This is a genomic window from Bradyrhizobium canariense (assembly GCF_900105125.1).
GTDB lineage: Bacteria > Pseudomonadota > Alphaproteobacteria > Rhizobiales > Xanthobacteraceae > Bradyrhizobium > Bradyrhizobium canariense_A.
This window is the reverse complement of sequence record NZ_LT629750.1, coordinates 490,449-504,522: the sequence shown is the minus strand read 5'-3', so window position 1 is coordinate 504,522 and position 14,074 is coordinate 490,449. Positions and strand designations below refer to the sequence as shown.

11 protein-coding genes are annotated in these 14,074 nt (G+C 60.7%); 4 read left to right on the top strand and 7 right to left on the bottom strand.

What is annotated here, in order from left to right; genetic code table 11:
* Positions 1–28 precede the first annotated feature (28 nt).
* Complete coding sequence (locus BLV09_RS02425; RefSeq protein ID WP_146690957.1) at positions 29–1,174, top strand: alpha/beta hydrolase; 1,146 nt, start codon at positions 29–31, stop codon at positions 1,172–1,174.
* A gap of 86 nt (positions 1,175–1,260) precedes the next feature.
* A complete protein-coding gene (locus BLV09_RS02420) occupies positions 1,261–1,656 on the top strand; it encodes a GrlR family regulatory protein (RefSeq protein WP_244548947.1) in 396 nt (131 codons plus the stop codon).
* Positions 1,657–1,764: 108 nt separating this feature from the next.
* Here the strand turns inward: BLV09_RS02420 and BLV09_RS02415 are convergent, their stop codons facing one another.
* Both BLV09_RS02415 and BLV09_RS02410 read right to left on the bottom strand, forming a co-directional pair.
* Positions 1,765–2,106 carry a hypothetical protein gene (locus tag BLV09_RS02415; protein WP_100382569.1) on the bottom strand — a complete coding sequence of 114 codons (342 nt, stop codon included), beginning with the start codon at positions 2,104–2,106 and terminating at the stop codon, positions 1,765–1,767.
* A 238-nt stretch (positions 2,107–2,344) separates the two neighbouring features.
* On the bottom strand, positions 2,345–3,580 hold the full coding sequence (locus tag BLV09_RS02410; RefSeq protein WP_146686198.1) for a hypothetical protein: 1,236 nt from the start codon (positions 3,578–3,580) through the stop codon (positions 2,345–2,347).
* Positions 3,581–3,801: 221 nt separating this feature from the next.
* Between BLV09_RS02410 and thrS the strand changes: the two genes are divergently transcribed.
* Positions 3,802–5,829: a threonine--tRNA ligase gene (gene thrS / locus BLV09_RS02405; protein WP_146686197.1), complete on the top strand. Its 2,028-nt coding sequence runs from the start codon at positions 3,802–3,804 to the stop codon at positions 5,827–5,829.
* A gap of 94 nt (positions 5,830–5,923) precedes the next feature.
* Positions 5,924–6,487 carry a nitroreductase family protein gene (locus BLV09_RS02400; protein ID WP_146686196.1) on the top strand — a complete coding sequence of 188 codons (564 nt, stop codon included), beginning with the start codon at positions 5,924–5,926 and terminating at the stop codon, positions 6,485–6,487.
* A 45-nt stretch (positions 6,488–6,532) separates the two neighbouring features.
* Here the strand turns inward: BLV09_RS02400 and BLV09_RS02395 are convergent, their stop codons facing one another.
* The 5 genes from BLV09_RS02395 to BLV09_RS02375 form a co-directional block, all read right to left on the bottom strand.
* Complete coding sequence (locus BLV09_RS02395) at positions 6,533–9,001, bottom strand: putative bifunctional diguanylate cyclase/phosphodiesterase (protein ID WP_146686195.1); 2,469 nt, start codon at positions 8,999–9,001, stop codon at positions 6,533–6,535.
* Between the two features lie 289 nt (positions 9,002–9,290).
* Positions 9,291–10,187 (bottom strand): 2-hydroxy-3-oxopropionate reductase, encoded by an 897-nt coding sequence (glxR, locus tag BLV09_RS02390; RefSeq protein ID WP_146686194.1) that lies wholly within the window; start codon positions 10,185–10,187, stop codon positions 9,291–9,293.
* Positions 10,188–10,211: 24 nt separating this feature from the next.
* A complete protein-coding gene (gene hyi / locus BLV09_RS02385; RefSeq protein WP_146686193.1) occupies positions 10,212–10,997 on the bottom strand; it encodes a hydroxypyruvate isomerase in 786 nt (261 codons plus the stop codon).
* Between the two features lie 44 nt (positions 10,998–11,041).
* The gene (gcl, locus tag BLV09_RS02380) at positions 11,042–12,835 is read right to left on the bottom strand and encodes a glyoxylate carboligase (protein WP_146686192.1); all 1,794 of its coding nucleotides are present in this window, start codon (positions 12,833–12,835) and stop codon (positions 11,042–11,044) included.
* A gap of 162 nt (positions 12,836–12,997) precedes the next feature.
* On the bottom strand, positions 12,998–13,828 hold the full coding sequence (locus BLV09_RS02375; RefSeq protein WP_146686191.1) for an IclR family transcriptional regulator: 831 nt from the start codon (positions 13,826–13,828) through the stop codon (positions 12,998–13,000).
* Positions 13,829–14,074 lie beyond the last annotated feature (246 nt).

The window sequence follows — 14,074 nt, the reverse complement described above, 5'->3', positions numbered from 1 at the left end:
GCGCCGGATCGCCCTGCTCTGCGCATTCATGCCCCTGTCGTTGGTCCTGGCTCAATGCGGACAGGCGCCGAGCGGAGCTTCCTTCGACGAACGTTTCCCGAAACCTCAATTCAAGGACCGCTTCCCGACGGCGAGTGAGAGTTTCCAGCAACGCCAAGCCGCCGATCTCCTGCCCAACCGCACGGAGCAAACGGTCGCTCAAGCCGCGCCAGCACCGTACCGGGTTGCCTCATTGGCGCCGGAGCTTCCGTACCAGCGGCCACCGAGAGGCGATCAGACCACGCTGGTCAGCCTGAAATCCTCGGCCTTCCCCTATTCCGGCAATAATCCCCGCACCGACGAGCCGTTCCTGAACGTTTCGAAGGGCGAGCGCCGGGGCCATCGCGGCTTGGGCGGCAAGGTTTTCTGGCAGGACGAGACCTTCAACGACAATCGCGTGCTGATGCATGTCCCGGAGAATTTCGATATCCGCAAACCGGGCGTGATCGTCGTGTTCTTCCACGGCAACGGCGCTACGCTGGAACGGGATGTGCGCGACCGGCAGCTGGTGCCGCAACAGATCTCGGATTCCGGCGTCAATGCGGTGTTGCTGGCACCGCAGCTTGCGGTCGATGCCGCCGATTCAAGCGCCGGCAAGTTCTGGCAATCGGGCGGGCTCAAGCGTTTTGTGACGGAGTCCGCCGATCACCTCGCCGCGCTCTATGGCGATCCGCGCGCGGCCAAGGCTTTCGCCAACATGCCGGTCATCATCGTGGGCTATAGCGGTGGCTTTTTACCGACGGCCTGGAGCCTGAACGTCGGTGGTCTTGGCAATCGCGTGCGCGGCGTGTTCCTGCTCGATGCGGTTTATGGCGAATTGGATAAGTTCGCGTCCTGGATCGAGAACGACCGCACCGGCTTTTTCGTCAGTTCTTACACGCACTACACCGCGCGCCACGACCAGGAACTCATGCATATGCTCAGAGACAAGGGCATCGCCATTTCCGAAAGCATGGACGGACCGTTGAAGCCCGGCAGCGTGGTTTTTGTCGAAACGCCGGAGGGCGTGACGCATCGTGATTATGTCACGCACGCCTGGACGAAGAATCCCGTCGAGGAGGTGTTGGAGAAGATGGCTGCTTCACCTGCGCTGACGAGGATTGCAGCGAGTTCCACATCGCCGGCGGGTCAATAATCGCGGCCTTCACAGCCCGTAAATCTCGCGCCGGTTCCATAATTAAATTGCGGTGTTGATGGCCGCGCATTTTCTTTTGCGCGGGATTGTTCGGCGCGTATCCGAACCATAAAGTACAACTCGGAAAATTCTTGAACCGCCGGGGATGCAGGTTGCGGCAAGGTTTATACAAAGTTGAGTTTCATACCGTCCACGGCAGCGGCAGCGGCGTGGTGTACGCCATCGACGGCAAAATTCGCGGTGGCAATTCCGGATTTGCCTTTATCGGAAACTACACCGGCACGGACGACGACATTCATGTCAAACTATCGACGCTGCGCCACAACGCGGATCCCGGGTTCAAGCCGTTGTTCGGAATCGACATGATCACGCTAATGCTCAAGGGCAGGCAAACCGACGACGATATGTTCGACTTCGAGGGTGAAGCGCTGCAACTGCCCGGCGTTTCCTTCAAGGCGATATTGACCCGCATCGGCGACTGACAGCCGCTCCCTTCACGAAACGATCTTCGCGCGGCGAGATTTCATCCGCGGGGCCAGCGCCTCGTGAGAACGATTCAGGAGGCGCCGGCTATCGCGAAATCCCGCAGATCAGAATTTCGGTATCTTCTCCGCGAACCCGTTGTAGCAAGCCAGCCGGTCGTCTTCTTCCTTGGTAAGACGGCAATCCGCGACGCGCTGCGCAGCCGGCGCCTTCGGATTTGGCTTGGGCGGGAAGATCGCGTCGTAGCAATCCAGTCGGCCTTTCGTCCCATCGTCGATGTCCAGGCAGGCTTGCAGCTTGCCCGCAATCGACGTCGGTTTTGCCGGCGCAGGCGCACCGTGCGGCTTCACCTGTACTAGCGGTTTTCCCCCGATCGTCGGCGGCGGACTCCCTTGAGCCATGGCAGTGGCCGAATAGAGCACCGCGACGATCGCCAGCATTAGTCTCATATAACCTCACCTCGTTTTTGTCCGGCACGCGATTTAGTTCACCGTCGGCAGCGCCAGCGCGACAAAACTCATCAACATATAACCGGCGCCATATAACAGATCGCGCCGCATATAACATACCGCCCTGCCGGCGCCAGAAACATCCACGTAGCGCTTCACCGCCCCCTATTAGCAGACGCCGACTCCAATGCAATTGCATCTAAATACCTGGCCAGCCGTCATTGCCCCATCGCGCCCGTTACTGTGCCGGGCTGAAGGTAAGACCGGGAGACGCGATCACTGACTTCGCATTGGCCGGCGCGGCTGGACACGACGCCAGGAACTGCGTCCACGCCGCCTCCATGCCATTTGTGTCGATGTCAAATGTCGCAAGGCTGGTCTTGCCTTCCGACATTGACGCCCCCTCGCCGATCTGCAGATGAGAGGCGGCCAGCACAGCCTTCATGGTGTCCGACGCGATCGTCTCGCTCCACACCTCGTACGTTCCTGTCCGCGCGGGAAATTTGCCGAAGATCACGGGCTTTTCAGAACCCGCTATCATGATCACCGAATTCACGGCGGCGCCGCCCTGATCGAATTCCCGAACAAACATCAACCGGGCACGATCCTTGTTCTCGCAGAACAACCGCCATTCCATCGTTCGAAACGATTGACTGTCATCCTTCTTCGCAAGGACGATCTTGCGGACATACGGACGCGCCGCGCCTTCCAGCCTCCAGGCGGTTTCGACGGTGGGCCGCGTATCGATCCCGAAACGGTAAAGCTCCGGTCGGGTCAATATGTGCAGGCTCTCGAATTTCACGGTTCTGACGAGATCGGTAAGCTCGTGGCTGATACCCATCGCCGCAATGAACGATGCTCTCTCGCGATCGGCTTTGACCGTGCTGCGCTCGGTAAAAGCCGCAATCTGCTGTGCCGAGGGATGCCCGTGAAAGATCATGGTCAGCTTGGAATTATGGACAGCCATTGCAGCGTCGGGAGCCACCTCGCGCGTCGTCGCGCCGAGAAACAGATAGCTGCAGGCGGAATTGCACATGGCATACCGAGTGACGATCTCGGCCTCAACTTCGCCGCCTCCGGTCTTGATCTTGAGGCAGGCGTCATCGACCTGTGTTGCTGCGCCGCAGGCTGTAACGATTGTTCGTCCGATCCGCGCCACGGCCTTCCGGCTACGCAGCAAGCGCCCGATCAGGAAGGATTGTCCGACCACACCGCCCGGCGAATGAAAATAGATCGGGCGTTGCGTGTCCTTCACTTTCAGCAGGAAACGGCGAATGCGCGAGGCGGCGTCCTGATCGATCCGGCCTTCAACCGCAATCCAGCGGTCACAACCGGGACCGCACGCGTTTGCGGCGCCCTTGGCAGGGTAGATGATCAGCTTCGGTGCAAACGCGGCATCGACCGCGGGCGGCTTGGCTCGCACCACTCCGGGGATCAGCGACAGGGCTGCGGCAAGCAGGACGCGGTGGATCATGTGGATGGCTGAGGATATGCGGGAAGGAGCGGAGCGCGACAAAGCTAGACAATGAACCTCCGTGCCGCAACTACTACGAGCAGGCCTATTCCTTCTACACCGATGGCGCACAGCCTGCGAAAACCGTGCTTTTTGCCGGTTGCAGGCCGCGAATCCCCTGCTATACCCCTGCTTTCCGCTTACCTGCGCTCGTTCGCAGGAGTGAGCTACAGGAGACCGCCATGTCCGACTTCAAGTACAGCCTCACGAATCTGAAACCGGCCGAAGCGTCACAAAAAATTGCCGTCACCTTTCCCGACGGCGCAACGCGCGAATTCCCCAGGGACATCACCGGACTCGAGATTGCCAAGGGCATTTCGCCCTCGCTGGCCAAGCGCACCGTGGCGATGGCATTGGACGGCGTGGTCGCCGATCTCACCGATCCGATCGGCCACGATGCGAAAATCGAGTTCATCAACCGCGACGACGCCCGCGCGCTGGAATTGATCCGGCATGACGCCGCCCATGTGCTGGCCGAGGCGGTGCAGTCGCTGTGGCCGGGCACGCAGGTCACGATCGGTCCCGTGATCGAGAACGGCTTCTATTACGACTTCTTCCGCAACGAACCATTCACGCCGGAGGATTTCGCCGCGATCGAAAAGAAAATGCGCGAGATCGTCGCGCGCGATAAGCCCTTCACCAAGGAAGTGTGGGATCGCGAGAAGACAAAACAGGTGTTCCGCGACAAGGGCGAGAACTTCAAGGTCGAGCTGGTTGACGCCATTCCCGGCAATGAGCCGATCAAGATCTACTTCCAGGGTGACTGGTTCGATCTGTGCCGCGGGCCGCACATGACGTCGACCGGCAAGATCGGCAATGCGTTCAAGCTGATGAAGGTCGCGGGCGCCTATTGGCGCGGCGACAGCAACAATCCGATGCTGACGCGGATCTACGGCACGGCGTTCGCAAAACAGGAAGAACTCGACGCCTATCTGAAGCAGATCGAGGAGGCCGAGAAGCGCGACCACCGCAGGCTCGGCCGCGAGCTCGATCTGTTTCATTTCCAGGAAGAAGGCCCCGGCGTGGTGTTCTGGCACCCCAAGGGCTGGACCATCTTCCAGGCGCTGATCGCCTATATGCGCCGGCGCCTGACCGGCGATTACAGCGAGGTCAACGCGCCGCAGATTCTCGACAAGTCGCTGTGGGAAACCTCAGGCCATTGGGACTGGTATCGCGAAAACATGTTCGCGGCGCAATCCGCCGGCGATGAGGCCGAGGACAAGCGCTGGTTTGCGTTGAAGCCGATGAACTGTCCCGGCCACGTGCAGATCTTCAAGCACGGCTTGAAAAGCTATCGCGATCTGCCGCTGCGGCTGGCGGAATTCGGTGTCGTGCACCGCTATGAACCATCCGGCGCCATGCACGGCCTGATGCGGGTCCGCGGGTTTACCCAGGACGACGCGCATGTGTTCTGCACGGAAGCGCAGCTCGCCGAGGAATGCCTGAAGATCAACGATCTTATCCTGTCGACCTATGCGGATTTCGGCTTCACGGGCGATCTCACGGTGAAGCTTTCGACCCGGCCCGAAAAGCGCGTCGGCACCGACGAGATGTGGGATCATGCCGAGCGCGTGATGGCCACCGTGCTGTCGCAGATCGAGGCGCAGGGCCACAACCACCGTATCAAGACCGCGATCAATCCCGGCGAAGGCGCGTTCTACGGCCCCAAATTCGAATATGTGCTGCGCGATGCCATCGGCCGTGACTGGCAATGCGGCACCACGCAGGTCGACTTCAACCTGCCGGAGCGATTTGGCGCGTTCTACATCGACGCCGACGGTTCGAAGAAAGCACCGGTCATGGTGCACCGTGCGATCTGCGGCTCGATCGAGCGCTTCATCGGCATCCTGATCGAGCACTTCGCCGGCAATTTCCCGCTATGGCTGGCGCCGGTGCAGGCGGTCGTCACCACCATCACCTCGGAGGGCGACGAGTACGCCAAGGTGGTCGCGGCGGCGGCGCGGCGCGCGGGACTGCGCGTCGAGCTCGACCTTCGCAACGAGAAGATCAACTACAAGGTCCGCGAGCACTCGCTGGCGAAGATCCCGGCGCTGCTGGTGGTCGGCAAGAAGGAAGCGGAGACGCATTCGGTCTCGGTGCGTCGGCTCGGTAGCGACGGGCAGACGGTGATGTCGACCGAGGCAGCGCTGGCGGCGCTGGTCGAGGAAGCCACGCCGCCTGATGTAAAGCGGGCGCAGGCGGTGGCTTGATCATTCACAATCGATCTAAATTGGCTTCCGCTCGTCCGTTTGCGTCCTATCTGCTCTGGCAGTCTTCCGGCTACTCGATGTTAAGGAAATTGTCGTGCCTGACGCCATAGAACTTCTGAAGGTCCGCCGTTCGGTAAAACCGCGCGAGATGAGCGGCCCCGGCCCCTCGCCGGCCGATCTCGACACCATTCTCACTATCGGGGCGCGGGTACCCGACCACGGCAAGCTGACGCCGTGGCGCTTCATCGTGTTCGAGGGCGACGCCCGCGTCCGCGCCGGTGACATCATCGCAAAGGTGTTCGCGAAGAAAAATCCGGGTGCGCCGGCCGCCGAGATCGAGATCGAAAAGCGCAGGCTGATGGATGCGCCGCTGGTGATCGGCGTCGTCAGTTTTACCAGGCCGCACCCCAAGGTGCCGCCGTGGGAACAAGAACTGTCCGCAGGCGCAAGCGCGATGAACATCGTCACCGCGGCGACAGCGCTGGGCTACGGCGCCAACTGGCTGACCGGCTGGTTCGCGTTCGACCGCGACGTGCTGGACGGATTGGGATTGAAGGCGGATGAAAAGCTGGCCGGCTTCATCCATATCGGCACGCCAGCCAAACCAAGCGAAGACCGCCCTCGCCCGGCGCTTGCCGATATCGTGACGCGGTTTTGAAACCGCCTCGGCGATGTCAGGCTCGGCTATGTCAGGCCGCTACCGTTACGCGGCTTGCGACGCGCGCCGGCCAAACCTGAACAATAGCTGTTCGATCTCGGCCGCCGGCCTGGCCGCGCTGAACAGATAGCCCTGTACCTGGTTGCAGCCCTCGGCGCGCAGCCAGTCAAGCTGATCCATGGTTTCGACGCCTTCCGCCGTGGTCGTGATGTTGAGGCTGCGGCCGAGACCGGAAATCGCCCGCACGATCGCAACGCAATCGGGACGCTCCCCCAGATCCTTCACAAATGAGCGGTCGATCTTGATCTTGTCGAATGGAAAGCTTCTGAGATAGCTCAGGCTGGAATAGCCGGTGCCGAAATCGTCCATCGAGATGCTGATGCCGAGTTCGCGCAACTGATGCAGGATTGCAAGATTGGCCTCGGTCTCCGCCAGGAAAATCGACTCGGTGATTTCAAGCTCGAGTCGCGTCGGCGACAACCCCGATTGCGCCAGCGCCGAGATCACCATCTGAACCAGATTGCGGCTGCGGAACTGCACCGGCGACAGGTTGACGGCGATCTTGATATCCGCCGGCCACTTTACAGCCTCGGTGCAGGCTTCCCGCAGCACCCACTCGCCAAGCGCGACGATCAGTCCGATATCCTCGGCTACCGGCACGAACTCCGCCGGAGAGATCATGCCCTTTTCGGGATGGCACCAGCGCAACAGCGCTTCGAACCCGCTGATCCGGTCGGAAGCGATATCCACCAGCGGCTGATAATGCAATTCGAATTCGCCGTTGGCAAAAGCACGACGTAGATCGAGCTCCATGTCGCGGCGTTTTTGCGCCTGCAGGTCCATTTCCCGTTCGAAGAAGCGGTGAACGCCGCCGCCATCCTCTTTCGCCCGGTAAAGCGCCATATCGGCGTTGCGCAGCAGTTCCTCGCTGGTCATGCCGTCGCCGGGTGAAAGCGCGATGCCGATGCTGGCTCCGATCACGATCTCCATGCTGTCGATGCCGTAGGTTGCGCTCAACATCTTGATCAGCCGCGCCGCATGATCGCTCGCCTCGTTCGGCGACACATCGGAAGCGAGGATGACCGCGAATTCGTCGCCGCCAAGCCGCGCAGCGAGATTGTTGCCGCGCACCTCCGACCTCAGCCGGTCAGCCACCATCTTCAGCAGGCGGTCGCCCATCGGATGGCCGAATGAATCGTTGACGTTCTTGAACAGGTCGAGATCGACGCACAGTACCGCGACCCGCTTGTTTCCGGGCTGGGCCTGTTCCAGCGCTTGCTTCAGACGTTCCCGGAACAGCTCCCGGTTTGGCAGATTGGTCAGGCCGTCATGGTGAGCCATATGGGCGATACGCGCCTCGGCCCTGCGCCGTTCGGTGATATCGACGATGGCCACGAGATAGCCATCGCGGCCGCCGAACGCGACACGGCGTCCATAGGTCAGCACCTGAATTTCGCTGCCATCGGCCTTGAGATGCCGCCAGTAGCGGCTGGAATAGGCATCGCCGATCTGCTGCAGCGCCTGGCTATGGGTTACCCATTCGTCGTGCGGCCAGATCTCCTGCAGCTTCATGCGCAGGAAGGTCTCGCGGCTATATCCATAATGCTGCACGGCGGCGTCGTTGACGCTCAGGAAATCGGTCGTTTCGGCATCGAACACCCACATCGGCATCGGATTGTTGTCGAACAACAGGCGAAACGAGGCCTCGCGTTGCCTGAGAGCCGTGACATCCGTGACTGTCAGCGAGAGGATGTCACCGAATGCCGTCACGCCCAATTTCAGATTGCGATCGTCGCTGTCGACCTCGAACTGATCGCCATGACCGTCCCTGACAATATCGAGCAGCCGCCCGATCACTTCCGGCAGGCACAACAGATTTCCACCGGCACTGAGCCGGCGCCAGAGCAAGCCGGTCGTCGGCAATTTGAGCAGGCGGGATGCGCCCTGATTGTGGTGAACGATCTGGAAGTCGAACGGCTCTCCGCTCGCATCGCGCAGCGTCGCAAGCGCCAGGACGCCTTCATCCGTTTGTGAGAAGATGGCGTCCAGCAAATTATACTGAGCGCTGCGCTCGTTGACGTAAGTGCCGATCAGCGTACCGCCCCAGCGCGAAGAGGTGGGCAGCGCCAGGATATCGTAGGTCCGCACCAGGCCATCGCGCACGCAATGCGCAACGGAGAGATGAGGACGGCTCTTCTCGAGGGCATTGGCGGCGGCCTCGCCGAGCGCGGTCGCGCAATCCGGTGACAGTGCGGTCAGGGGAATATCCCAGCGCTCGTCTTCCAGCCATTTCTGGACGTAGCGGCCGGTACGCGACACTTCCAGCGTTTCGTTGTTGTGCTTCAAAAGGACGATGTGATCCGCCAGCCGGCCGAGGCTTCCGAGCATCACGTCCTCATAACCGGGCAGCCTTCCGTCCGGTCTTAGCGCGGCCTGCCACTTGCGCTGCAGGATCGAGATATCGTTGAACATCTCGGTGCTAAGTTTACCGGATGGTTTCTTGGCAGCAATCATGACGCCCCGCAACGCAAACGCTAGATCATGATCCGATTAGGTTGAATCGAATCCGATCTCTTCTTTTTTGAGCATGGATCACGCTCTAGTCCCCGCGGCATCCAATGCAGCGCGGCTTAATGCGGTGTAAAAATTGCAGATTTGGCGCGATCAACCGGTGATTATGACAGTTTTAAGTCATCCGATGGTTAGTGCGCATTAGTGACTATGACAGTCAGTCCTTGGCGGCGCGCACACGTGGATCGCGCCGCAGAACCGCGATGGCGGCGGCTGACAAAGCCAATGCGTTTTACGGCTCTACGAGCGTTGCGACTTCGTGGCCTGCCATCAACTCCAGCGCCTTGACCATTGCCGAATGATCCCACGCCTTGCCGCCGTGAGCGGCGCAGGCATTGAATAGCTGCTGCGCCGCCGCGGTCGCCGGGAGCGAAACCCCGAGAGCCCGGGCGCCTTCGAGCGCAAGGTTGAGGTCCTTCTGGTGCAGTTCGATCCGGAAGCCGGGCTCGAAATTGCGCGTCACCATGCGCTCACCATGCACCTCCAGGATACGGGACGACGCAAAGCCGCCCATCAGCGCCTGCCGCACCAGTGCCGGATCCGCACCTGCCTTCGAGGCAAACAACAACGCCTCGCCGACGGCTTCGATGGTTAGCGCAACGATGATCTGGTTGGCGACCTTGGTGGTCTGGCCGTCGCCGTTGCCGCCGACGCGCGTGACGTTCTTTCCCATCGTTTCGAACAACGGCTTGACCACGTCAAACGTGGCCTGCGATCCACCGACCATGATGGTCAGCGTCGCGGCCCTGGCTCCGACTTCGCCGCCGGAAACCGGCGCGTCGAGATATTCCGCGCCGAGCGCGTTGACCTTTTTGGCGAACGCCTTGGTCGCGAGCGGAGAAATCGAACTCATGTCGATGACGATTTTGCCTTTCGAGAGGCCTTTGGCGACGCCGTCCGCACCGAACAAGACGGTCTCCACATGCGGCGTGTCCGGCACCATGAGGATGATGATCTCAGCTCTTTCCGCAACTTCCTTGCCATTATCGCAGGCGACTGCCCCGTATCGCATGAGCTCTTCGGGGAGTGCCGCGACATCATGAAGAAACAAACGGTGGCCAGCGGTCTGCAGATGGCCGGCCATCGGCCGGCCCATGATTCCAAGTCCGATAAATCCGATGTCGGTCATGTCAGGTTTTCCTTGGTGGATCGTTCAGGCCGCAATGGCCTGACCCGCCAGCCACGCCAGGCTGTCATCGGTCGCTGTCTTCGGCTTGTATTCGCAGCCGACCCAGCCGGCGTAACCGATCTCGTCGAGGTAGCGCAGCAGATAAGGAAAGTTGATTTCGCCGGTGCCCGGTTCGTGGCGGCCGGGAGTGTCGGCAAGCTGGATATGCGCGATGCGGTGGAAGTGCTTTCCAATCGTCGGCGCGAGATCTCCCTCCATGATCTGCATGTGGTAGATATCGTATTGGATGAACAGATTGTCCGATCCCACCTCAGCGATGATGTCTTCGGCCTGCTGCGTTCCCGACAGGAAGAAGCCGGGAATATCGCGGGTGTTGATCGCCTCGATCAGGAGACGAATATTGTGCCGGGCTAAGGCATCGGCGGCGAAGCGAAGATTTTCGACGAACACGCGATGCAGCGTCCCGGTATCAATTCCAACAGGCGCTATTCCCGCCAGACAATTGAGCTGGTGACAATCGAGCGCCCTGGCGTAGTCGATGGCCCGCTCTACGCCAGCACGAAACTCTGAAATCCGGTCAGGCAGCACAGCGATGCCGCGCTCACCCGCACCCCAATTGCCGGCCGGCAGATTGTGCAGCACCTGAACGAGGCCATAACGATCGAGCTTTTCCCGAAGCACGACTTTCTCGAATTCGTAGGGAAAGAGAAATTCGACCCCGCTGAATCCGGCCGACTTGGCGGCGGCAAAGCGATCGAGAAACGGCAGCTCATTGAAGAGCATGGTGAGATTGGCAGCGAATTTCGGCACGATCGAACCTCCGGTGAATGCGCGTGGTGTTGCGTAAAGGCGCCCTAGACCGGAATCAGGACAGGCCGTCGTGCTCCGCTGCCTTGCGGCGCATCGAGGGGAACGTCGAGAACGTCCTCGAACTCGACAACGCCGTCGATCTCCGCACCCATCGCGATATTGGTGACGCGCTCCAGGATGAACTCGACCACCACAGGAACTTGATGTTCCGCCATCAGCTCGCGCGCGGTCCGGAAGGCGTCCTGCGCTTTCGAGGGATCGGTGACGCGGATCGCCTTGCAGCCCAACCCCTCGGCCACGGCGACGTGGTCGACGCCATAGCTGCCGATTTCGGGCGCGTTGATGTTCTCGAACGAAAGCTGGACATGATAGTCCATGTCGAAGCCGCGCTGCGCCTGACGGATCAGGCCGAGATATGAATTGTTGAGCACGACGTGGATGTACGGCAGCTTGAACTGTGCGCCGACCGCGAGTTCTTCGATCAGGAACTGGAAATCATAGTCGCCTGAGAGCGCGACGATCTCGCGATCGGGATCCGCGGCGCGAACGCCGAGCGCTGCCGGAAGCGTCCAGCCGAGCGGCCCCGCCTGCCCGGCGTTAATCCAGTTGCGCGGGCCCTGCACCCTGAGGAATTGGGCACCGGCGATCTGTGACAACCCGATCACGGTGACGTAGCAGGTGTCAGCCCCGAATGCCTTGTTCATCTCCTGATAGACGCGTTGCGGCTTGATCGGCACATTGGCGAAATCGCTTCGGCGCAGCATCGACCGCTTCCGGTCGTGGCATGCCGCCGGCCACGCCTGCCGCGCCTTGATCCTTCCCTGGCTTCGCCATTCTTTCGCAACCTCGACGAAGAGCTCAAGTGCAGCCTTGGCGTCGGATACGATGCCGAGCTGCGGATTGAAAACGCGCCCGATCTGCGTCGGCTCGATATCGACATGAACGAAGCTGCGCCCCTTGGTGTAGACGTCGACCGAGCCGGTATGGCGATTGGCCCAGCGATTGCCAATGCCAAGCACGAAGTCGGATTCGAGCATCGTGGCATTGCCGTAACGATGGCTGGTCTGCAGGCCGACCATTCCCGCCATCAGAACGTGATCGTCGGGAATGGCGCCCCACCCCATCAATGTCGGGACCACCGGAACGTTGACGGTCTCGGCAAATTCGACGAGCAGGTCGCACGCGTCGGCGTTGATGATGCCGCCGCCAGCCACGATCAGCGGGCGCTCTGCCGCGTTCATCATGTCAAGCGCGCGCTCGATCTGCTTGCGTGTCGCCGCCGGCTTGTAAACCGGCAGCGGCTCGTAGGTTTCATCGTCGAATTCGATTTCGGCGAGCTGCACATCCAGCGGCAGGTCGACCAATACCGGACCCGGCCGTCCCGAGCGCATGATGTGGAACGCCTGGCTCAACACGCGCGGCACCAGCGCCGGTTCGCGCACCGTGACTGCCCATTTGGTGACGGGCTTTGCGATCGATTCGATATCGACGGCCTGAAAATCCTCCTTGTAGAGACGCGTGCGGGGGGCTTGCCCGGTGATGCACAGGATCGGAATGGAGTCGGCGATCGCGGAATAAAGCCCCGTGATCATGTCGGTGCCGGCGGGACCCGAGGTGCCGATGCAGACACCGATATTTCCCGCCTTGGCGCGCGTGTAACCTTCGGCCATGTGCGAAGCGCCTTCGACGTGGCGCGCCAGGATATGACTGATCGAGCCGCGCTTCTTCAGCGCGGAGTAAAGCGGATTGATCGCAGCACCAGGAACTCCGAACGCGCAACGCACGCCTTCCTTTTCAAGAACGCGTACGGCGGCATCGATTGCTCGCATCATCGCCATGGGTCACCTCGGTTCACGAATGTCGCAGCGATCATCACTGGATCGCGCGGCAGTCTCAACGAGGCGGGCCTTAGTTTTTCACGATGCGGAAATGACCGGGGAAATGAGCGCTGGATCAACGATTTGAGTTTGCCGCCGTTTGAAAAGAGCTTGTCACCCCTTTCAGGCTCGATGCGGCGTAACCCCTCCGATCGCCGATGTCAGTTCCAGCGCTATTTCATGCACGGCTTTGCCGAGCACCGAGAGACGATCGTCCGGCACCCGAGAGGTTTTGCCTGATACGGAGATGGCGGCATGCGGCTCGCCAAGTCCGTCATAGACCACGGCAGATACGCAACGCAGGCCGATCTGCGCCTCTTCGTCGTCGACCGAATAGCCGCGCTGCCGGATGTCGTGAAGCGATTTGCAGAGATCCCCTGCCCGTACGATCGAGTTCGAGGTCAGTCGCGGCATGCCTTCGCGCTTGATGACGGCAAAAACTTCGGCGTCGGAATAGGCCGACAACAGCGCCTTGCCGAGTCCCGAAGTGGCCATTGAGACCCGTCCGCCCACTCTGCTGACCGAGCGCATCAGTTCGCGGCTTTCAACGCGGGTCAGCACCAACAGCGCCCCGTCATCGACAATGGCGAGATTTGCGGTCTCCTGCGTTTGATCGCGAAGCTTGCGCAAGTAAGGCAGCGCCTGCGTCGCGAAGCTATTACGTTTCATGAAGGTGGAGCCGACCAGATAACTCTTGGCGCCGATCCGCCACGTGCTGGTGGCTCCGTCGAACTGAACGAAGTGCCGCTTCTCCAGCGTCGTCAGCAATCGATGGACAGTCGACGGAGGCAGGCCGGTCCTGATCGCGAGGTCGGTCAGGCGGTAGCCCTCGCCGTCTTCGGCAAGCGTCTCGATGATGTGCAGCGCGCGCTCGACGGATTGAACCGCGCCGTCCCTTGCATCCGGATTTGTTTCACTTCCGGACTTTGAAAGACGAGCCACTCTGATCTTCATGGTGACCTCCCGATCGACGGCTTTTGTGGGCAGTGCCAGAATCTGCTTGCCAATTGGCATTCAATATACCAGAATATATTCGTGACGGAAACTACCGAACTGGTAGCGACCGCTCCCATCTCGTCTCTTCCTGACTCCAAAGCCCCAGTTTTACTGGGGCTTTTTCTTTTTATAGGGGCTGAGGCGGCCGAACCAGCAGGTCGGTCAATGGCCCTCCGTATCGGCCAGTGGCCGAACCGTCTTGCA